Annotated in this window: 19 protein-coding genes and 1 pseudogene; 9 read left to right on the top strand and 11 right to left on the bottom strand. The window is 68.9% G+C overall.

The window, feature by feature from the left end; all coding sequences use genetic code 11:
• Positions 1–45: 45 nt before the first annotated feature.
• A complete protein-coding gene (locus tag QMK34_RS36840) occupies positions 46–1674 on the top strand; it encodes a GMC family oxidoreductase (RefSeq protein WP_326419368.1) in 1629 nt (542 codons plus the stop codon).
• Positions 1675–1729: 55 nt separating this feature from the next.
• On the opposite strand, the gene QMK34_RS36835 is transcribed toward QMK34_RS36840, so the two are convergent.
• The 3 genes from QMK34_RS36835 to wzt all read right to left on the bottom strand — a co-directional run bounded on the left by QMK34_RS36835 (position 1730) and on the right by wzt (position 3049).
• The gene (locus QMK34_RS36835) at positions 1730–1852 is read right to left on the bottom strand and encodes a hypothetical protein (protein ID WP_326419366.1); all 123 of its coding nucleotides are present in this window, start codon (positions 1850–1852) and stop codon (positions 1730–1732) included.
• Positions 1853–1881: 29 nt separating this feature from the next.
• The gene (locus QMK34_RS36830; RefSeq protein WP_326419365.1) at positions 1882–2142 is read right to left on the bottom strand and encodes a hypothetical protein; all 261 of its coding nucleotides are present in this window, start codon (positions 2140–2142) and stop codon (positions 1882–1884) included.
• Positions 2143–2254: 112 nt separating this feature from the next.
• On the bottom strand, positions 2255–3049 hold the full coding sequence (gene wzt, locus QMK34_RS36825) for a galactan export ABC transporter ATP-binding subunit Wzt/RfbE (RefSeq protein ID WP_326419364.1): 795 nt from the start codon (positions 3047–3049) through the stop codon (positions 2255–2257).
• A 103-nt stretch (positions 3050–3152) separates the two neighbouring features.
• On the opposite strand from wzt, the gene QMK34_RS36820 reads away from it, so the two are divergent.
• The gene (locus QMK34_RS36820; RefSeq protein ID WP_326419363.1) at positions 3153–3809 is read left to right on the top strand and encodes a TetR/AcrR family transcriptional regulator; all 657 of its coding nucleotides are present in this window, start codon (positions 3153–3155) and stop codon (positions 3807–3809) included.
• Between the two features lie 49 nt (positions 3810–3858).
• Here the strand turns inward: QMK34_RS36820 and QMK34_RS36815 are convergent, their stop codons facing one another.
• On the bottom strand, positions 3859–4809 hold the full coding sequence (locus QMK34_RS36815; RefSeq protein WP_326419362.1) for a GlxA family transcriptional regulator: 951 nt from the start codon (positions 4807–4809) through the stop codon (positions 3859–3861).
• A 269-nt stretch (positions 4810–5078) separates the two neighbouring features.
• On the opposite strand from QMK34_RS36815, the gene QMK34_RS36810 reads away from it, so the two are divergent.
• Both QMK34_RS36810 and QMK34_RS36805 read left to right on the top strand, forming a co-directional pair.
• On the top strand, positions 5079–5714 hold the full coding sequence (locus tag QMK34_RS36810; protein ID WP_326419360.1) for a helix-turn-helix transcriptional regulator: 636 nt from the start codon (positions 5079–5081) through the stop codon (positions 5712–5714).
• 580 nt (positions 5715–6294) lie between these two features.
• Positions 6295–7881: a hypothetical protein gene (locus tag QMK34_RS36805; RefSeq protein ID WP_326419359.1), complete on the top strand. Its 1587-nt coding sequence runs from the start codon at positions 6295–6297 to the stop codon at positions 7879–7881.
• A gap of 192 nt (positions 7882–8073) precedes the next feature.
• On the opposite strand, the gene QMK34_RS36800 is transcribed toward QMK34_RS36805, so the two are convergent.
• The gene (locus QMK34_RS36800; RefSeq protein ID WP_326419358.1) at positions 8074–9138 is read right to left on the bottom strand and encodes a helix-turn-helix transcriptional regulator; all 1065 of its coding nucleotides are present in this window, start codon (positions 9136–9138) and stop codon (positions 8074–8076) included.
• A 74-nt stretch (positions 9139–9212) separates the two neighbouring features.
• Complete coding sequence (locus QMK34_RS36795) at positions 9213–10790, bottom strand: ATP-binding protein (RefSeq protein ID WP_326419357.1); 1578 nt, start codon at positions 10788–10790, stop codon at positions 9213–9215.
• A 378-nt stretch (positions 10791–11168) separates the two neighbouring features.
• Between QMK34_RS36795 and QMK34_RS36790 the strand changes: the two genes are divergently transcribed.
• Positions 11169–11765, top strand: a complete 597-nt coding sequence (locus QMK34_RS36790; RefSeq protein WP_326419377.1) for a helix-turn-helix transcriptional regulator — start codon at positions 11169–11171, stop codon at positions 11763–11765.
• 543 nt (positions 11766–12308) lie between these two features.
• Here QMK34_RS36790 and QMK34_RS36785 read toward each other — a convergent pair.
• Entirely contained in the window at positions 12309–12884 is a 576-nt protein-coding gene (locus QMK34_RS36785; protein WP_326419356.1) for a helix-turn-helix domain-containing protein, read from the bottom strand.
• A gap of 123 nt (positions 12885–13007) precedes the next feature.
• Here QMK34_RS36785 and QMK34_RS36780 point away from each other — a divergent pair, with 123 nt between their 5' ends.
• Both QMK34_RS36780 and QMK34_RS36775 read left to right on the top strand, forming a co-directional pair.
• On the top strand, positions 13008–13502 hold the full coding sequence (locus QMK34_RS36780) for a DinB family protein (RefSeq protein ID WP_326419355.1): 495 nt from the start codon (positions 13008–13010) through the stop codon (positions 13500–13502).
• Positions 13503–13542: 40 nt separating this feature from the next.
• A complete protein-coding gene (locus QMK34_RS36775; RefSeq protein WP_326419354.1) occupies positions 13543–14580 on the top strand; it encodes an alpha/beta fold hydrolase in 1038 nt (345 codons plus the stop codon).
• A gap of 8 nt (positions 14581–14588) precedes the next feature.
• Here QMK34_RS36775 and QMK34_RS36770 read toward each other — a convergent pair whose 3' ends face one another.
• The gene (locus tag QMK34_RS36770; protein WP_326419353.1) at positions 14589–15152 is read right to left on the bottom strand and encodes a dihydrofolate reductase family protein; all 564 of its coding nucleotides are present in this window, start codon (positions 15150–15152) and stop codon (positions 14589–14591) included.
• A 221-nt stretch (positions 15153–15373) separates the two neighbouring features.
• Entirely contained in the window at positions 15374–16309 is a 936-nt protein-coding gene (locus QMK34_RS36765) for an ArsR/SmtB family transcription factor (RefSeq protein WP_326419352.1), read from the bottom strand.
• Positions 16310–16414: 105 nt separating this feature from the next.
• Here QMK34_RS36765 and QMK34_RS36760 point away from each other — a divergent pair, with 105 nt between their 5' ends.
• The gene (locus QMK34_RS36760; RefSeq protein ID WP_326419351.1) at positions 16415–17521 is read left to right on the top strand and encodes an RDD family protein; all 1107 of its coding nucleotides are present in this window, start codon (positions 16415–16417) and stop codon (positions 17519–17521) included.
• A 142-nt stretch (positions 17522–17663) separates the two neighbouring features.
• On the opposite strand, the gene QMK34_RS36755 is transcribed toward QMK34_RS36760, so the two are convergent.
• Together QMK34_RS36755 and QMK34_RS36750 are read right to left on the bottom strand one after the other, a co-directional pair.
• Complete coding sequence (locus tag QMK34_RS36755) at positions 17664–18332, bottom strand: response regulator transcription factor (protein WP_326419350.1); 669 nt, start codon at positions 18330–18332, stop codon at positions 17664–17666.
• Entirely contained in the window at positions 18329–19519 is a 1191-nt protein-coding gene (locus QMK34_RS36750) for a sensor histidine kinase (RefSeq protein WP_326419349.1), read from the bottom strand. Before QMK34_RS36750 ends, QMK34_RS36755 begins: the two co-directional genes overlap by 4 nt.
• Positions 19520–19647: 128 nt before the next feature.
• Here QMK34_RS36750 and QMK34_RS36745 point away from each other — a divergent pair.
• A pseudogene (locus QMK34_RS36745) lies at positions 19648–19875 on the top strand (SAM-dependent methyltransferase); the annotation flags it as partial.

Below are 19875 nucleotides of genomic sequence, written 5' to 3'. Positions count from 1 at the left end.
AGTAGAACAGGTTATAGTTTCGGAGCGGCTGGCCGAGGAGCGGAAATGGCGAAGAAGGTGTCGCGTGGCGACGAGGCCGACTACCTGGTCGTCGGTTCGGGCAGCTCGGGAGCCGCGATCGCGGGCAGGCTGGCGCAGTCGGGCGCGAGCGTGATCGTGCTCGAGGCCGGTAAGTCCGACGAGAAGCTGCTGGTCAAGAAGCCGGGGCTGGTCGGCCCCATGCACGCGGCGCCTCAGCTCAAGAAACTCTTCGACTGGGGCTACTACTCGGTGCCGCAGAAGCATCTGCTCGACCGCAGGATGCCGGTACCGCGCGGCAAGGTGGTCGGCGGCTCCAGTTCCATCAACGGCATGGTCTACGTCCGCGGCAACCGCGCCAACTTCGACTCCTGGGCCGCCGAGGGCAACGCGGGCTGGGACGCCGACAGCGTGAACGCCGCGTACAAGCGGCTGGAGGACTTCGAAGACGGGGAGAACGCCTTCCGGGGCGCGGGCGGACCGATCCGGGTCACCCGCAACACCAGCCCGGAAGACGGGTCACTGCAGTTCCTGCAAGCCACCGCCGACACGATCGGCTGCAAGATCCTCGACGACTACAACGCCGAGTCGCAAGAGGGTGTCAGCCGGATGCAGCAGAACGCCGCGGACGGCTTGCGCTACAGCGCCTCGCGTGGTTACCTCCACCATCTCGCGCCTCCGACGCTGGAGCTGCAGACCGGGGTGCTGGCGAAGAAGATTCTCATCGAGAACGGCCGTGCGGCCGGCGTCGAGGTCGTCGACGCCGACGGCACCCGGCGCACCCTCCGCGCCGGCAAGGAGGTCATTCTCTCGGCCGGGTTCGTCGGATCCGCGCAGCTGCTGATGCTGTCCGGTGTCGGCCATGCCGAGCACCTCAAGGAGCACGGCATCGACGTGCTCGCGGACTTGCCGGTCGGCGACAATCTGCACGACCACATGTTCCACGCGCTGACGTTCCACGTGTCTTCGAGCAGGCACAAGGGCACGGCGCCGTACTTCGCGCGCGGCCTCGTCAAGGAAATGGCCCGGCCCGGCACCACTTTCCTGGCGAACACGGTCTTCGAGGCGATCGCGTTCCTCAACACCTCACAGGCCGGTGCGATCCCCGACCTCCAGCTGCAGGTCCTGCCGTGGGCGTACGTGTCGCCCAACCAGGACGCGCCGATCCGGCACGACGTCGACAAGCGCACCGCGCTGACCGTGCTGACGACGCTGATTTACCCGCGCAGCCGCGGCACGCTGCGGCTCGCCTCGGCGGACCCGGCGGCGGCGCCGCTCATCGACTTCCAGTACCTCGCCGATCCGGCCGACCTCGAGGTGCTCGGCGAGGGTTCGGAGATGGTGCGCGAGATCCTGGCCTCAGCGGCCTTCAAAGGCGCTGTCGAGGAGGAGATCCACCCGGGCAGGACGCTGCGGGGCCAAGAGCTGCGCGATGCGATCCTCAATCGCGCGACGTCGGTTTACCACGGGGTCGGCACCTGCCGGATGGGTGTCGACGAGCTCGCGGTCGTCGGCCCCGACCTCAAGGTTCGCGGGGTCGAGGGACTTCGGGTCTGCGACGCGTCGATCATGCCGTCGATCACCGGCGGCAACACCAACGCGCCCTGCATCATGATCGGCGAGATGGGCGCCCGGCTTGTCCTCTCGGACAATTGACGGGAAGAGGACTACTGTCCTCTAAGGACAGCGGCTGACCGGTGTGGTGATCGCGCTACCCCGAGGTGAGGCGAATGACCGCCGCCTCCCGCACGTCGTTGGTCTCGAGGGGTGAACCCCGCAGCAGGCGGAGCCGCTGGCGGACCTCGCCGGTGAGCCGAACCTGCCGTGCGGCCAACAGCTGCCGCGTAGCCTCAGGATCCAGTGTCAGTAACGCTTCCACATAGCCTGCCCGTTCGTAGGAGTGCGGGCTTTGGCGCCACCGCGAGCGAAACCTCGGGCCAGCCTGACGAGATAGACCGTCCGCTCGTCGACCTGCCGGTCCCACCGGTAGTCCCGGCGCACGCAGTCCAGCACCAGCCCCGGCACGACCTGATGCCAGGCGCTGCCGCGTTGCAGGGCTCCCCGCAACGTCTTGGCCGGCGCGTAGCACCAGCGGTCGTCACCGGTATTCGTCTCGTCAGTCATCCCCCTCAGTGTGCGTCGGCGTACGTCTTTCGGCCAACGAATTCCGCTGACCGTCCACAGAGGACATCGGCCGGACTGGTGATCCGCGAGCGTGCCCGCGGATCTTCCTCGGCTACCGGCAAGCGCTTTGATCCGTACCGCCCCGGTGCTCAGATGTGCTGTCGTGCGGGTTCCGGCCTTTGTAGGCCGCGAGGACCTCGCCCAGTGGGCCGTGCTCGCGGATCCGGCCCTCGTCCATCCAGAGGGCGGTGGTGCACAGTTCCCGCAGCAGGTCGTCGGCGTGCGAGGCGAACACCAGCACGCCGGAGCGGCGGGCGAGGTCGACCAGCCGCTGGCGTGCCTTGGCGAGGAACGCGGAGTCGATCGCGCCAAGGCCCTCGTCGAGGATGAGGACTTCGGGGTCGATGGTGGTCACCACGCCGAGGGCGAGCCGGACTCGCATACCGGCGGAGTAGGTGCGCAAAGGCAGGCGCAGATAGTCGCCGAGCTCGGTGAACTCCGCGATGTCGTCGACCCGCTTCTCCATCTGCTTGCGGGTCATGCCGAGGAACAGGCCCCGGATCATGATGTTCTCGTGGCCGGAGACTTCGGGGTCCAAGCCCACGCCGAGGTCGAACACCGGCGCGATCCTGCCGACGACCCGTGCGCTGCCTCGTGTCGGCTCGTAGATGCCGGACAGCAACCGCAGGAGGGTGGACTTGCCGGCGCCGTTGTGCCCGACCAGGCCGACTCGATCGCCGTCGCCCAGTGACAGGGTGATGTCCTGCAGGGCCTCGATGATCGGGACCGCTCCGCCGGTGCCGATCTTGCCGCCGACCTTGCCGAGCACTTGTTTCTTGAGCGATCGGGTCTTGGCGTCGAAGATCGGGAAATCGACGTAGGCGCGTCGTACCTCGATGCTCACCATGCTGTCACCCTCCTCGCGAACTGCCCACCAGATGCGAACGCAAGTTATCATTCGCATCTGGGCGGGGTCCGGGCGCCCGCCGAGGGGAGGTAACGTGCGGCCGGTGAGTCAGCGATCCGTCGAGCAGGGCTTCCATCCGCCACAGCAGGCTCGCAGCCGGGAGTCCCTGCAGAAAGTGCTGGCCGCCACCGAGCACGTGCTGGCCGGCCGGGGCATTGAGGAGTTCACCGTCGCGGCGGTCGCCGAGCAGGCTGGAATGTCGGTGGGTGCGATCTATCGCCGGTTCGCGGGCAAGGACCAGCTGCTGCACGCGGTGAAGGACCAGTTGCTCGGACAGCTGGAAACCAGTGTCAGTGAAGCTCTGCGCTCGCCGCCGCCCGGACTGAGCGGGATCGTCGGCGCGTTCACCCAGGCTCTGGCGCGCACCTTCGCCCACCACGACCGGATCTTCCCCGAGCTGCTCGACGGCCAGCGCGCCGACGGGCGCGAACGTGGCCTCCAAGCGCTGGGCGCGATCCAGCACGCCTTCGTCGAAGCCGCCCACCCCTGGCTCGGGGAGATCCACCGGCCGGACCGCGCGGCGGCCATCCGGATGGCCGCTCGAACCATCATCGGCTCCTGCGTGCACCGCGCCGCCACTTGCCGATTCTGGCCCGACGACCTGACCTGGAGCATGTGGGCGACCGAAACGGCCGAGCTGGCGCTCGCCTACCTGATCTCGCCGGAAAATCCCGGGCCAGGACTCAGCACGCCTGGTTAGGGACGCTCGATGTCGGACCCAGTCCACGGAGGCTTTCCGCTGGTCACAGCTATGCCGGTTGTGGCTTCAGGTCGCCTCGGAACGTCCGGCGGTAGTCCGAGGGGGACACGTGGATGAGCTCCCGGAACCGGCGGCGGAAAGACACGACCGACTCGAAGCCGCACCGCTGGGCGATCTGGCTGATCGGCAGGTCCGAGGTCTCCAGCAGCAGCCGTGCGCGTTCCACGCGCCGCCGGGTCAACCACTGCCACGGCGAGGTCCCGACCTGGTCCCGGAAATGACGGCCGAACGAACGCTGGCTGTAGCCGATGTGCTGGGCCATGTCCGCCACCGCGAGCGGCCTGCCGAGCTGTTCGTCGAGCCAGGCCAGCAGCTCCGCCATGTCGATCCCGGTGGCGCGGGGCAGGTCGTGGACGACGAACTGGGCCTGGTCGCCCGACCTGTGCGGAGAGACGACGGCCAGGCGCGCGCACCGGTTCGCGAAGGTGGCACCGAAGTCTTCCCGCACGATGCTGAGGCACAGGTCGATCCCGGCGGCGACCCCACCGGAGGAATACAGCAGCCCGTCACGGACGTACAGCACGTTCGGCAGCACCGTGGCCCCGGGGAAGAATTCGCCGAGCCGATCGGTCTGGGCCCAGTGCGTGGTTACCTGCTTGCCGTCGAGCAGACCAGCGTGCCCCAGTGCGAACGCGCCCGTGCAGATGGACACCACGCGCGTTCCGGCGGCCATCGCGTCCTGCAGGCCGGTGACCACTTCGGCGGGCAACGAATCGAAGATCAAGTTGTAGCCGGGGACGATGATGGTGTTCGCGGTCCGCAGTAGTTCCAGGCCACCGGCGACCCCGATGGGGACGCCTGCCATCGAGTTCACGTTTTCCCCGTCGGCCGAGGCCACCAGGAACTCGTACCGCATCGGCTCGGGATCCCGGTGCATTCGTCCGAAGAACTGAGCGGCGGCACCGAACTCCAGCAGGACGACGCCATCGAGCGCCAACATGACAACCCTGTGCATAACTGAAAATTACCACCTATGATCGTCTGCCCAAGACCGGGAAACCCGTAGGATCGGTCACGGCCACGCCCGCAGGTCAGCGTCCGGCCAGACCTGACGCCGGTTGTCCTAAGTGATCTTCGTCACCGCGTCCGGCTTTTCGGAGCGGAGTATCCGGGTTGTTGGCCGGAAAGTATCGTCCGGTGTCGGTTTCGCCGCTCACGGCACCGCGAGTAGCTCCTTGAGACTGGATACCAGTTGAAGAGGGGGTAGTGGTGTCCCAGACCGCAGTCGCTTTGCACGCGACGGATCCGATGACCGGGCTTGGCGCGGCGAGCATCCTCGGCGCCGACAAGAGACTGAAGGTGGTCACCGACACCGACGTCGCGGCCGCAGAAGTGATCGTCGTGGTCGAGGAATCGATCGGCGAGGGGGTTTTCGCCTTCCTGCGCGAAGCTCGCGCCGCGTCACGTCTCGAGTCGCAGGTACGGTGCGTGATCGTCACCGATCATTTCCGGCCCGAAGTCCTGCTGACGGCGATCGAATGCGGCATGGCAGCGCTGTTGCGACAGTCCAGCACCACCGGTGAGGAACTGGTGCAGACGATTCTCGCGGTCGGCCAAGGCGCCGCGTACCTGCCGCCGGAGTTGCAGGGCAATCTGCTGACCCAGCTCGACAGCCTGCAACGGCACATGCTGGAACCTGTCGGCCTCACCCTGTCCGGCATGTCCGTACGGGAGCGTGACGTGCTTCGGCTACTGGCCGACGGACACGACACCGAAGAGATCGCGACCATGCTCGCGTACTCGGGAGGCACCGTGAAGAACGTGCTCCACGGGCTCATGTCGCGGTGTGGACTCAACTCCCGCGCGCACGCGGTCGCGTTCGCCCTGCGCAGCGGAGCGATCTAGCGCTTGGTTCCGTTCGTCTTGAGGAGGTCCGTTCCCTGACCAGGCCTCGCGAAGTGTCCTGAGTGGAGGGTGCGAACGGGCCGCTGATGCCCTCGGCCCGCACGTGCTCTACGTGGCTCCTGGCGCGTCATGACCTGACGCCGGATGGGTGAGCGGACAACCGCGTCTGGACGATCGGGCAGACCGGCGGGTAATCCGTACCGTTCGGAGCGATCTCCGGTGCAGACTCAGCGGTGGCTGGGGTGCGGGATCGGCGTGGGGGATGCCTGCTCGCCGGTCTCGAAGCGTCTGGGCAGCGCCCCGGACGCCACGGGTCCGGCTTATCGGCGGCAGCGGCGATACTTTTACCCCCAGCAATCGCTGCTGCCGCCACTTTCTTGCCGCACCCCGGCATCGCTTTCCGGGCGACGACGTCTTCGAGACCGCCAGGTTGCCTGAACCGCCGAGGAATTTCGGTGGTGAGGACCTTTGGTCAGTCCTGGTGGACAGAAGTCCCGTTCCGCCTTCTGGCCAACGGTTCGGCCGCCGTCAGGACCTACTGTCGCTGGCGGGGCACAGAGTTCGACCGAAGGGGAATCCGATGTCTTTGTCGACCAGACTCCGCAGGTTCGCGCGTGCCGGGGCTGGTCATGTCGCGACCGTAGTCGGCGAGGCGGTCTTGGTGCACGCCAGGGACGGCGGCACGGCCGAGGCCCGCGCGCTGGCCGCGTCGCTGCCCGCCGATCCCGGTCACCTGGTGGTGGTGGTGGATCTGCCGTCCGAGTCCCCGGTCGAGGTGTGGGAGTCGTTCGCGGCAGCCCTGCCTCAGGGGCGGGGTCCCGTGCGTCTGGTGCCCGGCCGCCACCCACGTCGGCTCGGCCCGCGGGCCGGGCAATGGCTCGCCGAGCGGCTCGGCCGGGCTGTCCTGGCGCCGTACGGACTCACGCATCAGGGGGCCGCGGGCTCGCTGTTCGTGCACTCCGGGGAGCACACCGGCTGGGGATGGTACCGGCCGGGCCGGGAGCCGGAGTGGGCGGCGAAGCGTTTTCCGCGCCCTGTTTGGGATTCGCCCGCCGTCGCGGAGGTCCGGCCGTCCGGAGCGGGCGCGGTGGCGGAGCCGCTGCCCGCCGGGATGTGGATCCGGCCGGACGGTGCCGACGACTTGTTCGCCCGCGGGCGCGTCAGGCTGATCAGGTCCCTGCCCTGCCATCCCGAGGCGCTGACGATCGTGCTGGGCAGCCAGGACGTTCCCGGCCTCGAACTGACCGAGATCGCGGTGTTCTGGCGGACGTTGCCCCCCGACGTGCGGGCCAAGGCCTGGTTCGTCGAGCTGGGCGGCGTGGTGGTGCCTGAGGGCACCACGCTCGGGCAGGCGCTGGCGGACCTGCTCGGCGAGGAAGTGCGCTGCTACACCGGATTTCCGGTCGGCTCGCCGGAGGCACCGGACGTGTTCACCCTGCGCTCGGACGGTTCTCACGGCTGGAACACCTTCGCGCGGGGGTTCGCCTACCGGCCGCGGGGGGTTCAGCCGCGGTTGTGCGCCGGCCAGTCGCCGATCGCGGACCTGCGCCAGGTGGCGCCCGGCGTCTACCAGTACTCGCCGGACGTGGTGATCGAGATCGTCGAGGCCGGGCTGTGGGTCCGGTCGCCGGAGGAGATCGCCGCCGAGGCCACCGCCCGGACGCTCCCGCTCGACCCGGTGCACAACCTGGTGCTCTACGAAGCGGCTGATCCGGCGAACGCCGAACGGATGCGGGGCATCGCGGCGAGCGTGGTCGACCGGCTCGACTACCCGACCCGGCTGGTGACCACCCTGATGCCCGCGGCGGTGCCGTCCGGCGCCGAGCCCGTTGAGCCCGTCGGACCTGTTGGGCCTGTTGAGCCTGTTGAGATGGCCGAGGACGAGGCCACCGAAACCGGTTCGCCATGGCTCTCCGGGCGGAAGGACACAATGTCTCTTCAGCCGCCCGTTTCCGGACCCGCCGGACCACCCGTGTCGCGCCTGGTCGCCCGGCTGGACGGAATCAGCGATGGCGGGCACCGCATCGCGGAGCCCGTTCTCGCAAGGCCGGTCGCTGCCGGTGAGTGGCCCCGGATGGCCAGTGACCGGCGAGGCCCCAGCCCGTCGATCGAGGCCTTGCCCGGCACCTGGCGGGCGAGCACTGACCGCGTCCATGGCGGGTCTTGACGTCCGTCCTAACCGGACTCATGCTCGAGGTGCCGTCCGGCGCGCAGGCGATCGAGGACGGCGGTGATCATCCCGGCCGGTTCAGTTTTCGCCCGGTCCGGTGGCGCGGGCGTACTCGGCGGGCGTCCGGCCGTAGCGCTTCTTGAAGGCCCGGATGAAAGCGGCGTCGAGCGGTGGGATTCGAGCGCGGATTCACGATGTCTGCCCCGGGCTGAGGTCGGGCTGGTCTCTGAGCTGTCGTCGAGAGGTGATGCCGAGTTTGCGGAAGATGTTGCGCAGGTGGGCTTCGACGGTGCGGGGGCTGATGAACAGCCGGGCGGCGACTTCGTTGGAGGTCGCGCCGGTGGCGACCAGCCGGGCGATGTGGACCTCCTGCATGGTGAGCTGGTTGTAGGTGTGAGTGGACTGGTTGCGGGCTTTTTCGCCGGTGGCACGCAGTTCGTCGGCGGCTCGCCGGGCGAACGCCTCGAGTCCGGCGCCGGAGAGCAGTTCGTGGGCGGTGCGCAGGTGCACGCGGCAGTCTTTCCGGCGGCCTTCGCGGCGCAGCCATTCCCCGTACAGCAGATGCGCCCTGGCCCGAGACGGGAGCAGCGGGCTTTCTTCGAGGTGTTCGAGGGCTTCCCGGTAATGGTCCTCGACTCCGGTCACCAGCCCTCGCGCGTAGGCCGCGATTCCCAGGCCCGTGGCGGTTCCGCTGGCTTCGGTGCGTTCGGTCAGCGCCTCCAGCGCGGTGGCGGCTTCGTCGTACTCGCCGCAGCGGACAGCCGCCTCCACGAGTTCGGGCAGGCAGAATCCGCTGAGGAACAGATCGTCGTACGCGGTGCCTTGGCGGGCCGCGATCAGTGCGGCCGGGTAATCGGCAAGGCCGTTGTTCAGCACGGCCGCCGCCCAGTGGGCATTGGCGACCAGTTGCCCGGTGCCGTGCGTTGTCGCCGCCGTCGTGGCCGTCTCGATCAGGTCCAGCGCCTCCTGGCGGCGGCCGCGGATCGCGACCAGCTGCAGCCGGTGGTAATAGACCGGCGGGCCGCCGGTCGCGTCGGCGAGCGCCTCCTCCTCGGCGATCGCCGCGATCGCCTGCCCGACGTCGCCGATCAGCGCGGCGCCCGACGCCACCTGGGCGAGGGCGAGGCGCAGCACGAGCGGCGAAGCCGACTCGCGACCGGCCTTCACCAGCCACTCGATGATCGCCGCGTGGGCGTGCGGGTCCCACAGATCCGCCGCGACCACCACGGCGAGCGCGGGCCGGTGAATCCACATCGGACTGTCCGTGCCGTTGAGAACCTTACGCAGCAAGGGACCCGCGGCGCGGTGTCCTTTCGTGGTCAGCAGGGTCAGTGCGTCGAGGACGTCGGGGGGCGCGACGCCGTCGCGGAGGATTGTGCGGCGGCGAGGACGAGGTCCATCACGCCGCTGGGTCTGCCGACGACCAGGCTCATCTCGAGGGCGTCGAGGAAGCATTCGCGGGATCGCCGCGGATCCAGTGCCGACAGTCGTTGCCCGGCTCGGATCATGAACTGCGGGCCGTCGCTGTCGTTGTGCCGGACGAAGGCGATCCGGCCTCGCAGCAGGTCGATGTCCGCGTGCTGGTGTTCGTCCAGGCCCGCGTTTTCGACGGTGGTGAGCAGTTCCGCCGCTGTGTCGGGGGCGCCCGCGTCGAACTTGGCCCGCGCTGCGGTGAGTGTCCGTTCGATTCGTTTGCCCGGGTCGAGCGACAGTTCGGCGGCGCGTTCGATGAAGGCCGCGGCGGCTACCACGCCGCCTCGTGCTTGGGCGCGGGAGGCGGAGCGTTCCAGTTCGGCGGCGACGTCTTCGTCGGGGCCGGTGCTGGCTCGGGCGCGGTGCCAGATGCGGCGGTCCGGGTCGACGCTGGCGTCGGTGACTCCCGCGAGTACTCGGTGGACGGCGCGGCGTTGGTCGTCGTCGGCGGCGAGGTAGGCGGCCGAGCGGGCCAGTGGGTGGCAAAAGCGGACGCGGGTGGCGAACTCGACGAGGCCGGTGGCGGCCACGGCCGCGCTGGCGGCTGCCACGTCGATGTCCATGCGTTGCGCGGCGGGCCAGAGCAGGCCGGGGTCGCCGGTCGGGTCGGCGCTCGCGATGGTCAGTAGCAGCCGTGCCTCGGCGGGCAGGCCGGCCAGCCTCGCCTGGAAACTCCGCTCGATCCGGGTCGGCACCGAGGACGTGTCCGGCAGGGCGAACCCGTCGGCCCTGGGTAGTTGCAGCAGCGCCAGGGGGTTTCCGCGTGCCTCGGCCAGGATCCGGTCGCGGACTTGCTCGTCGAGTGTCAGTTGGCTTTTGCCGCCCAGCAGCGCCCGTGCGTCGCCGTCGCTGAGCCTGCCGACGTCCAGACTCGGGAGTTCGTCCAGTTCGCTGGCCGGGCAGGGCAGCCGGACCGCGAGCACCATGGCGACAGGTTCGGCTCCGACGCGCCGGGCGACGAAGGTCAGCGCTTTCGCCGATGCCGAGTCCAGCCATTGGGCGTCGTCGATCACACATAGTACCGGGCGTTCCCTGGTCGCCGACGCCAGCAGTTCCAGGGTCGCCAGGCCGACGCGGTGGACGTCGGGTGGGCCGGTGGTCATACCGAACGCGACCCGGAGGACTTCCTGGTGTTGGGCGGGGAGTTCGGCGAGATGGCCGAGCGAGGGCGCGCACAAGGGCTGGCACAGCTGGTGCAGCGTGGCGAACGGCAGTTCCGATTCGAATTCCGACCCGGACGCGTGGATCACCTGGAAGCCCGAGGCCGTCGATTGGGCGTGGTCCAGCAGTGCGCTCTTGCCGATGCCCGCTTCGCCGCGCAGGACCAAGGCGCCACCCCGGCTCTCGCGCGCGCCGCGGATCAGCTCGTCGACGGACCGGACCTCCTCCTGCCTGCCGACGAGCGTGCCGGGGGAGTAGGTCGGTGATCGCATACCACCTACGTTAGCGGGACTCCATCGCCAACTGGTCAGACCAGTCGCGCAGGCGTCCTGACGTGCCGATATGCGCGATGCGGATGGTCGTGCCGTCGCGCGTCGGCCGGGCTTGTGCCGGGGTGTCACGTACCGAGCTACGTAGTTTTCACCGATGCGGCGGTGTCGCTCGCCAGTAGATATTCGAGGTAGGTCCGCGGTGGCGGCACAAGCGAGGGAGAGATGGTCATGTCAGTCGGCGTCGGCGGTCCCGCCCGGTGGGCGGATCCCACGGAGCACGCCGCTCCTGATGACGAATCCCCCCGCGCCCGGCCGGGTCCGCGGGCAGGCGCTCCCGTGACCGCGGTCGTGGCCGTCGCCGTGCACGCTTCGGATCTGATGACCGAACTGGGCGCGGCGAGCATGCTGCGCGCGGACGAGCGGGTGAAGGTGCTCGCCGACGGTGACCTTGAGCTGGCCGAGGTGATCGTGGTGGTCGAGGAGTCGGTCAACGCCCAGGTTTTCGCGTTCTTGCGCGAGGTTCGTGCCCGGTCGCGGCGTGAGTCGCCGCCGCGGTGCGTGATCGTCACCGGTCAGGTTCGCCCCGATGTGCTGATGACGGCGATCGAGTGCGGCATGGCCGCGCTGTTGCAGGTGGGCAAGACCGACAGTGCCGACCTGGTGCGGACGGTTCTCGCCGTCAGCAAGGGCGAGGCGAATCTGCCGCCGCTGTTCCAGGGCAGTCTGCTGAGCCAGCTGGACCGGATGCGGCGGGATGTGCTGGAGCCCAACGGGCTCACGCTGGCCGGTCCGACCGAACGGGAGCGCGACGTGCTGCGGTTGCTGGCCGAGGGCTATGGAACAGAAGAGATCGCGGTGAAGTTGACGTACTCGGCGGGCACGGTGAAGAACGTCCTCTATGGCCTGATGACTCGCTATGGGCTCAACAGCCGCGCGCACGCGGTCGCTTTCGCGCTGCGCAACGGAGTGATCTAGCCGCCGGGTGACGGAAGTCGTGTCCTCGACGCCTGTCCCTCAGGACAAGGTAATCCGGCTTGGGCGCGTTGCCGGTGCTGCTCGTGATGGGCCTGCGCCACGTCCCCGAATCGCCGCGCCTGGCCGGTTCGACGAAGCCGGGGCGGCCGCCGGAAACCCGCTCGCCCTGAGCGTTTCGCGAACGAGCCCCTTCTCCCTCAGAACGTGTCTGAGAACTGTCGCGGCAGCCGCTCGAAGCCTCGGGCGCCTGGCCTTCGAAGCCGCTTACCCTCCACAAAGGACGAAACGTCCACCCATTCGCCCGTTTCATACTGCCACGACCGTTTCATGTGTGCCCCTGAAGGCCACCATGACGGCGTTAAACGCCGTGAAGGCTCCCATCAGGGCACACGGCAAACCTGGGGTAGCGACCGAAGGGGACCTTCTCTCGACTCAACCTCGCAAAAGTCCCCTTCACCAGAACAGACCGTGTGACAGTCCCCGTCTGTCACGCGGCCCCAGGCGCCAAACTGGACGACATGACATCAGTTTCCGGACGCCTTGTCAGGTGCGCGGCCGGACGTGGACACGCTCGCCTTGGCGGCCGAACAGGATGAGCAGTTCCACCGCGCGCCCGTCGGCCGATCCCAGCCAATGGGGGAGCGAGGTGTCGAATTCCGAGGCCTCACCCGGGGGCAGGGTGATGTCCTGCTCGCCGACCACCAGCCGCAGCTGTCCATTGAGGACATAGAGCCACTCGTGCCCGCTGTGGGTCTGGGGAGTGACGTCCGCGGGTTCCGTCCGGCCCGGGATGAGCATCTTGTACGCCTGAACCCCGCCCGGCCTGCGGCTGAGCGGAATGAAGGTCATGCCGTGACGGTGGATCGGGTGCAGGTGTATTCGCAGGTCGCCGGTGCGCGGCGCGCCGACCATGTCGTCGATCGGGACGTCGTGGACGCGGGCCAGCGGAAGCAGTAGTTCCAAAGTGGCCCGCCGCTGCCCGCTCTCCAGCCGGGACAAGGTGCTTTCCGAGATGCCGGTCTTCGCCGCGAGTTCGGCGAGGGTGACGCCGCGTTGCCTGCGCAGTGCACGCAGTCGCGGCCCGACCGCGTCCAGCACTGTCTCGATGTCATCGGTCATGCCCCCATCTTGCCGAGGTGGCAAGTTCGCGTGCGATCGACGGGGGCACTGGGCGAAGGTGGAGCTGTCCTCGACGCACGCCAGCCTGGAACACTGGCACCTCCTGACCCGAAAGGACAGACCATGCCAAGACTCTCTACCGGCCGCCGTGACACCGGCCCACCCCGGACCGGCCCCGGGGAGAAAGCCGTGCTGCTGGGCTTTCTCGACTACCTGCGTGACTCGGTGCTCGCCACTGCGCACGGCGTTGCGGAACCACACCTCCGAACCGCGGGCGTCGCCTCGGGGACGAACCTGCTCGGCCTGGTCAAGCACCTCACCCACGTCGAGCGCTACTGGCTTCTCGAGCACCCGGTCGGCGACTGGAAAGCCACGTTCCACGCGACACCCGACGAGAGCGCCGAGCAACTCCTTGGCGCCTACCGGGAGAGCAACGCCCAGGTGAACGCGGTGCTCACGGCGTGCTCCGATCTGGCCGACACCGGCCCGCGGCCGGGAGGACGCGGCCCGGCACCGTCCTGGCGCTGGACCATGACCCACTTGATCGAAGAGACCGGCAGGCACGCCGGGCACGCCGACATCCTGCGTGAACTCATCGACGGCGCCACCGGGCGCTGATCCCGTCGTTCCCCACCCCGATCAGCAAAGTGGGCGCACCATGCACAATCCGACACACACCGCCCGCCCGGCGCGTCGCGTGTGGGCCGCGGCCGTCGCGGCCGTCCTGTTCCTGAGCACCGCGTGCGGGACCGCCACCGAACCGTCGGCGGCAAGCGTCAACGGCACGCACGCGGCTTCCGATTTCGACGCCGCCACGCGCACCGACCCCGAGTTCAACCGCACCTTCCGGCACGAGTTCGCCGACGTCGACGGGGTGCGCCTGCACTACGTCACCGGCGGGTCCGGCCCGCCCCTGATCCTGCTGCACGGCTGGCCGCAGACCTGGTTCGAGTGGCGCGGCGTCATGCCCGCACTGGCCGGGCACTACACCGTGTACGCACTCGACCTGCCCGGCCTCGGCGACAGCGCCGGGTCTCCGCCCTCCTACGACAAAGCCACCCTGGCCCGTTACGTGCACCAGCTCGTCGCCGGGCGGCTCGGCCTGCACGACGCCCGTGTCGCCGGGCACGACCTCGGCGCGGCAGTGGCGTTCCAGTACGCCGTCCAATTCCCGCGGGACATCACCAAACTCGCCTATCTCGATCTGCCGCTGCCGGGCCCGGCGCTCGACGGCCCGCGGTATCGCGGCCTGAGCTGGCACATCGCGTTCCATGCCCAGGAACGGATTCCCGAAGCCCTCGTCGGCGACCACGTGCGCGAGTACCTCTCCCTGTTCTACCCCCAGGTCGCGTTCGGCGGCACGGCCTTCGGCGGGACCGGCGCCGCCTCGCCGTTCACCGACGCCGAGATCGACGAGTACACCCGCACCTACCGCCGTCCCGAGGTCCTGCACGGCGGGTTCGAGTTGTATCGCACCCTCGACCGGGACGTCGCCGCCAACACGGCAGCGCCCTCGATCACCACACCGTGCTTGCTGATGACCGCCGCCGGCCTGCTCGACTTCACCAGGGCGACCGTCGCGCCCCGCGTCGGCGCCATCGTCCGCGCGGTCGAGGTGCCCCGAGCCGGACACTGGCTTGCCGAAGAGAACCCCCGGTTCGTCACCGCCGAACTGCTCGGCTTCTTCGGCTCCTGAACAGCCGGTCACTCGGCTTTCCGATAGCGCAAGAGTGCGGCGTTCCCCTTCTGCTCGACGGAGCCGAGCCGCAGGTCCGCCGGTGGGGTGTCCTCGCTGAAGAGGCGCTGTCCCTTGCCGAGCACCGTCGGGAACACCATGAGGCGGTACTCGTCGACGAGGCCGTGCCCGGCGAGGGTGTGGACGACGCCGATGCTGCCGGTGACGATGATGTCCTGGGTGGCTTTGCGCCGCCGCACGGCCGTGACCAGGTCGTCCTCGATCAGTGACGAGTTCTTCCAGCCGTCGGTGCTGCTCAGCGAGCGGGAGGCGACGAGCTTGGGGATGGTGTTCATCTTCGCCGAGAACTCGTCGGTCCGGCCCGGCCAGATCTTGCCGAACAGCTCCCAGGTCGTGCGGCCGAGCAGCATGACGCCGGTGTCGAGCAGCGAGCCGAGCTGGAACTTGTCACCGGCCACCGCCTCCGGGCCGTGCCGGAACGCCCAGCCGCCGCCGGGCGTCGCGCCGGAGCCGTCCGGGTCCTCGACCACGCCGTCCAGCGTGACGAACTCGATGACGATGACTTCGCCCATGGGGACTCCTCGTCCGGTTGTCCTCGCCGGCCGGGTGGCTCGACCTGAGTACCTACCGGCGAGGGCCGCCGAACTCATCGCGATCGCGCCGTCGATTTCGAGGCGCTTTCGGAGTGTCACCTCTTGTGCGCGAAGACCCACCTGTTGCTCGCCAGCGCGTCGTCGCGCAGGGTGAGAATCCCAAGTCTGTGCTGAAAATCAGTACCGTCGGCGGCGTCGGTTCATCGCTTGCCTCGCAGGAGCGCCGCGCCTAGCGGAGTGAGAACGTGCAGGACCGTATTGGCGCGGCGATGACTGGTGATCAGGTTGCTGTCCCGCAGCACGTTCAGGTGATGGCTGGCGGTCGCCGCGCCGACACCGGCCTGCCGGGCGATCTCGCCGGTGGTCATCCCGTGCGCTGTCGCACGGAGCACGGCCGACCGGGTGGTGCCGATCAGCGCCGTGGCCGGGAGGTCTTCGATCCTCCTGTCCCCGGCGGGAACAGTGCGGACGAGCGGGTAGATCAGCACCGGCGGGAGGTCGGGGTCGGCGAGCGCGACGGGGTACTTCCAGCAGAAGTAGGACGGGACAAGTGTCAGGCCGGCGCCGCCGAGATGTACGTCCCGCCGCACCGGATAGTCCATTTCCAGCACCGGCGGGCACCACCGCATTCCCGGCCGGAAACTGTCGAGTAACCGGTGGATACCGCCATCGAGCACCGCTCGGGCCCGTTGCGCCCGGTCTCCATCGACCGCGGCCTGGATGGAGTCCTCCTGGGGAGCGATGATCTGCTGGTGGTAGTCACGAAGCGCGGCCGCGATCTCGGCGCGCAGGTCGCCGTCGGCAACACGGGGCCCCCACTCCGGTGCGCGATGCAGGTGGGCAAGTTTGCGGATCTCGCCGATGACTCGGCTTCGCGGGGTGCGCAAGATCGCGTCGAGTCCGGCGTCGAGCCCTTCCCTGCCTTCGGACGGCGTGAGAAAGTCAGGAAAGTAGGCGGCCCTCGGCAACAGGGGAATCAGCAAATTCCGGACGGTACGCTTGAGATCGCTGCCGTCGAGCACCGCGCGAGTCTCCTGGTACCAAGGGGCGAACGCCCATCGTCCTTCGGACGTCTGCAACCGGTCCAGGCTGTTGGTGATCTCCCAGAGCGGGTCCGGCGCGGCCGCGACTCGCACTCGAGCCAGATCCTGATCGGTGAAGAATATTCGCAATACGGCCACTTGCCTCCCTCTTCCGCGCGGGGGCGCGGACCTGCGAGTTTTGATCTGAATCGTAATACGATGACAACGCCGGGTCCACGGGTGAACACTACCGGTCACTCATTCTTCAGCGTGGTCACCCGTCCGGTGGCTCGCTCACGGGTACCGAGGGGATCCGATGTCATGGCATTCCGGCCTCAGTATGGACATGGTCCGGTATACGGGTATCAAGGACACTATGGTCCGCCACCGGCGTTCACCGGAATACCCGCCCCGCGGGTTCCCCAGGTATCGAACGGACTGCGGTGGCTGGCCCGGATGATCGACTGGGTGCTCCCCTGGCTGATCAGTTCACCACTGTGGTTCCTCACCGCGAACGAACTTGAATCCGAGGCGGCCGAACAGACCTACAAGGTGGCCGACGCGGGATTCCTCTCCTTGTTGTTCGGGCGCTGGGGAGCGCTCGGTGAGACGGCCGGTGCGGCATTGGCCGACTACTGGGGAACCGTTGTCCTGCTGGCGGTCGGCACCATGGCGGCACAGGTTCTGTTCGTCGCGCTCTACGACATGGTGTTCCACATCTGGTTCGGCCGCACACCGGGAAAGGCAGTCTGCGCGCTGACCGTCGTCACCACTGTGCCGCAAGGAAAACCTCGCCTGCGCCTCGGTCAGGCTTTCAGCCGGGCCACCGTCGTCGTGATCCTGCCCGGCCTGGCCTGGGTCACACTGTTCGGCGCCGCACTGGAGCTGAGTCCGCTGCTGGCCCTTCTGGGCGTCACACTGCTGGTGTTGTCGTTGATCGAATGCCTTTCCCTCAGAGCGTCCGATCAAGGACGTACCTGCTGGCACGATCGGCGCACCCGGACAGCAGTGATTCCACGAAGCCGGGTAGCGCAACTCCAGCAGGCGAAAGAATTCAACCGGCGCGCCTTCGAACAGTCCAAATCAGCGGCGCAGCAGCTCTGGCAGGCTGATCCTGCCCAAAACGCGATCCAGCAAGCTCAATTCGCGGCGCGGCGAATCCGGGAATCGGAGATGGCCAGAAGAACGGTGCGGCAGAGCAAGAACTTGACGCGCCAGGTCAGGACGTCAACGTGGGGGCAGGCGATCGAGGGCCGGATCCAGCCGCTGCCCAAGAACGATTCCGAGTCCCCGCCCGCATCGAATCGTCCACCCGAAGACCGGTGATGCCGCGGTTGCGGCCGCTTCACCCGATTACGGCAGTGCGACGATAGGCGACGGCGGCCATCGATGAGCAAGCGCCGGGTTCTGCTCCATTACGAACACCACCGCACCACCTGATCACCAAGCGACGACTCACCGTGACGGATCAGCGGTTCTCGCCCGGTGGGTCGCCGTCGGGGATGAGGTTGTGCTGGGCGGCGAGCACGGCCAGCTGGACGCGGTTGGTCCGGCCGGTCTTGCCCATCAGACCGGCGACGTGACTTTTCACCGTGGTCACGCCCAGATACAGCCGCCCGGCGATCTCCGAATTGGACAGTCCGGCCCCCAGCAGCACGAGGACTTCCTTCTCCCGTTCGGTGATGGCGAGCGGGGTCGAGCTCGCCGCACCGGGCCGGTGCTGGGTGGCGCGCTGGACGAGCCGTCGCAGGACAGCCGGGCTGAACGGGCTGTCTCCGGCGGCGGCTCGGCGAATCGCGTCGAGCAGGTCGGCGGGCGCGGCGTCCTTGGCCAGGAAGCCGCAGGCGCCCGCCTGCAACGCGGGATAGAGGTGGTCGTCGTCGTCGAACGTGGTGAGCACGACCACGCGGGACGTCGGGTGCTCGCGCAGGATGCGTCCGGTCGCGCCGATCCCGTCCAGTCCCGGCATCCGCAGGTCCATCAGGATCACGTCCGGGGTGTGCGCCTTCGCCAGCCGGACGGCCTGCCCGCCGTTTTCGGCCTCCGCGGCCACCTCGATGTCCTCGGCCGATTCACACAGCATTCGCAACCCCGCGCGCACGAGCTGCTGATCGTCGACGAGAAGCACCCGGATCACCGGCGGTCTCCTTCGCGCTCCGCCGGCGCGGGAAGCCGGGCGTGCACCCGCCATCCTGCCGCATCGGGGCCTGCCAGGAACCGGCCACCGGTCAACTCCACCCGTTCACGCAGGCCCACCAGCCCGTGACCACCGCTGTCCGGCCGCGGCACGGGCTGGGCGGCACCGTCGTCGCGTACCTCGATGTCGACCGCGCCGTTCTCGGCCAGCCGGACCCGCAGGGTGGCGCCCGTCCGGTCCCTGGCGTGCTTGAGCGCGTTCGTCAGCCCTTCCTGGGTGATCCGCAGGACCGCCAGCCTGCGGACGGCGTCGAGGTCCGCGACCGCGGGGTCGATCTCCGCGTCGACCGCCAATCCGGCCTGTTCGACGCGGGTCACCACGGCCGCCAGCGCGAGGGGGAGGTCGGCCGGGTCCAGCAGCGGCTCGTGGGGATCACCGTGCACAGTGGACGGATCACGCAGAACCCCCACCAGCTCGCGGAGGTCGGCCAGCGCGGCGCTCCCCGTCTCGTGCACGTCGGCGAGCACCTCGGCGAACCGGGAATCGCCGTCCACGGCGACATGCCGGGCGACGCCGACCCGCAGCACGATCGACGCGACGTGGTGGGCGACGAGGTCGTGCAGCTCCCGGGCGATGGCGGTGCGCTCGGTCGCCCGAGCGGCGATCGTCCCGGCCTCGTGAAGCCGTTCGATCTCCTGAAGCTGTTCGTGGTAGCGCCGCATCCACAGGCGCAGCGACCACAGGTAGACGCCCAGCATCGTCGCCGCGCCCACCAGCGCGAGGTTCCAGATCAGCATCCGCGCGAGGTCGCCACCACCCGCTCGTACGACGCTGATGACGGTGGCCGCGGCGACCGGCACCACACCGATCGCGCGTCGCCTGCCGTCGCGCCGCATGAGCAACTCCATCAGCGCCAACGCGGCAAGTACCTCGACGACGTCCCGGCCGATCAGCGGGGCCACCCCGGCGGCCACCACCAGCAGGACCGACTGAACCGCCACGACAGCCCACGGCCACGTGCCGCCCGCCACGGACACCAGCGCCGCCGTCAGCGCGAGAGCCCAGTCGGCGGCGGCGGGCGCGACGCCCGGCGGCGCGGCGAACAGGACGACGGCACCGGCGAAGACCAGGGGGAACAGTCTGGCCGGGACCAGGGGGATCCCGGCGATCGTGCGAAGTGCTGCCATGCCTGCACCGTAGGACAACCCGTAGGGGTCCCGCCTCCTGCCGAAGCAGGAGGCGGCCCCTCCCAGTGGCCGCGGAACCCGGCCTGACCGCCGAGGTGCCGCGGGGAACGAATCGGCAGATTCGAGACATGACCACTACCACGCAAGACCTGATGGCCTTCGTCGCTTCGGCTGCCCGCCGGCCGGCGCTCATCGGTGCCATCGCACCCAGTTCCCAGCGCCTGGCCCATCGACTGGCGGCGGTCGTGCCCCGCTCCGGCGCACCGACCATCGTGGAACTCGGGCCGGGCACCCGGGTGGTCAGCGCGGCGATCGCCGAGCGGCTCCCCGAGCGGGGCAGGCAGGTGGGCGTCGAA

It is taken from the genome of Amycolatopsis sp. H20-H5 (genome assembly GCF_035828755.1).
GTDB lineage: Bacteria > Actinomycetota > Actinomycetes > Mycobacteriales > Pseudonocardiaceae > Amycolatopsis.
This window is presented reverse-complemented; position numbering and strand designations above follow the sequence as displayed.

Bases quoted from the DNA above. Each gene is read 5' to 3' on its own strand.
- wzt (WP_326419364.1), bottom strand. From the start codon at position 3,049: ATGGTGAGCATCGAGGTACGACGCGCCTACGTCGATTTCCCGATCTTC.
- QMK34_RS36775 (WP_326419354.1), top strand. From the start codon at position 13,543: ATGCACAATCCGACACACACCGCCCGCCCGGCGCGTCGCGTGTGGGCC.
- QMK34_RS36795 (WP_326419357.1), bottom strand. From the start codon at position 10,790: ATGCGATCACCGACCTACTCCCCCGGCACGCTCGTCGGCAGGCAGGAG.
- QMK34_RS36785 (WP_326419356.1), bottom strand. From the start codon at position 12,884: ATGACCGATGACATCGAGACAGTGCTGGACGCGGTCGGGCCGCGACTG.
- QMK34_RS36830 (WP_326419365.1), bottom strand. From the start codon at position 2,142: ATGACTGACGAGACGAATACCGGTGACGACCGCTGGTGCTACGCGCCG.
- QMK34_RS36780 (WP_326419355.1), top strand. From the start codon at position 13,008: ATGCCAAGACTCTCTACCGGCCGCCGTGACACCGGCCCACCCCGGACC.
- QMK34_RS36770 (WP_326419353.1), bottom strand. From the start codon at position 15,152: ATGGGCGAAGTCATCGTCATCGAGTTCGTCACGCTGGACGGCGTGGTC.
- QMK34_RS36790 (WP_326419377.1), top strand. From the start codon at position 11,169: ATGACCGAACTGGGCGCGGCGAGCATGCTGCGCGCGGACGAGCGGGTG.
- QMK34_RS36750 (WP_326419349.1), bottom strand. From the start codon at position 19,519: ATGGCAGCACTTCGCACGATCGCCGGGATCCCCCTGGTCCCGGCCAGA.
- QMK34_RS36815 (WP_326419362.1), bottom strand. From the start codon at position 4,809: ATGTTGGCGCTCGATGGCGTCGTCCTGCTGGAGTTCGGTGCCGCCGCT.
- QMK34_RS36760 (WP_326419351.1), top strand. From the start codon at position 16,415: ATGACAACGCCGGGTCCACGGGTGAACACTACCGGTCACTCATTCTTC.
- QMK34_RS36805 (WP_326419359.1), top strand. From the start codon at position 6,295: ATGTCTTTGTCGACCAGACTCCGCAGGTTCGCGCGTGCCGGGGCTGGT.
- QMK34_RS36800 (WP_326419358.1), bottom strand. From the start codon at position 9,138: ATGTGGATTCACCGGCCCGCGCTCGCCGTGGTGGTCGCGGCGGATCTG.
- QMK34_RS36840 (WP_326419368.1), top strand. From the start codon at position 46: ATGGCGAAGAAGGTGTCGCGTGGCGACGAGGCCGACTACCTGGTCGTC.